General features: G+C 49.0%; 1 pseudogene. It reads right to left on the reverse strand.

From position 1 onward, the window contains the following. Window positions 1-888 (reverse strand): annotated as a pseudogene (locus DDR33_RS26205) (RHS repeat-associated core domain-containing protein); the annotation flags it as partial.

Consider the following 888-nt stretch of genomic DNA (forward strand, 5'->3'; position numbering starts at 1 on the left):
CTAATTGATTCTCCAGTTGATCCTTTTGTTACCTTTTTCGAAAGGTTCAGATGATTGTACTCGAAGTTTAGTCCTTTACGGCTGTCTGTCCGAAGATTCCCATTCTGATCATATGAGTAGCTGGCGGTGCCCCTGAGCTGTCCTTCGTCGCTGTTGCTGGCGTCGGTTACACTCTGCAACCGGTTGCTTTGGCCTCCGTTCTCATAAACATAACTCAGTTGATCAATCGGTGTATTATTGCCGGTGCGGCCCAATGTCAGAATATTACCCCCCTTGTCATAACTTATGGCCTCATTAAAATAGCCTGCCTTGCCTGCTGTTGTATAGGCTGCCAGTTCCAGGCGGTTTAGCTTATCATAGGTGTAATCATAGCCCTGCTGCTCCTGCAGCAGTCCCAATCCGGGCTGCACCCTGGTGTTCCATTGAATACTGCTAATGTTACCGTTATACTGGCGCTTTGCAGCATCGGTATGTTCGCTGTAAATGAGTTTCATCGCGAATGCCCTGTCCGTTGCGACTGTTCCCGGGTCATTGATCCTCCTGAGCCAGCCCCGCTCATTGTAAGCATATTCCTGCTTTTGCAGAAAACTTGCCCCCTGATTAACTGAATGAAGGCGTTTCTCCTGCATTTGCCCTATCTCGTTATAGACATTCTGAGCCAGCAAAGTCCGCTGCCCGCCACCAATGGTCTTCCACGTCTTCACCTGCCGGCCCATATGGTCGTATTCATACTCTGTCAGGATACGCAGTTGTTCTGTTCCGTTTACCTTATGGCTGCGCATGCTGCTGAGCAACTCGTGTGTAAAGCTGTAAGTATTATCTGTTTCGTCATAATTCCCTTCAGCCAGTGCTCCTCCCTTGTAATGCTGGCTCACGTTCTTCGTTACC

Origin of the sequence: Pararcticibacter amylolyticus (genome assembly GCF_003130405.1) — a bacterium.
Classification (GTDB): Bacteria; Bacteroidota; Bacteroidia; order Sphingobacteriales; family Sphingobacteriaceae; genus Arcticibacter; species Arcticibacter amylolyticus.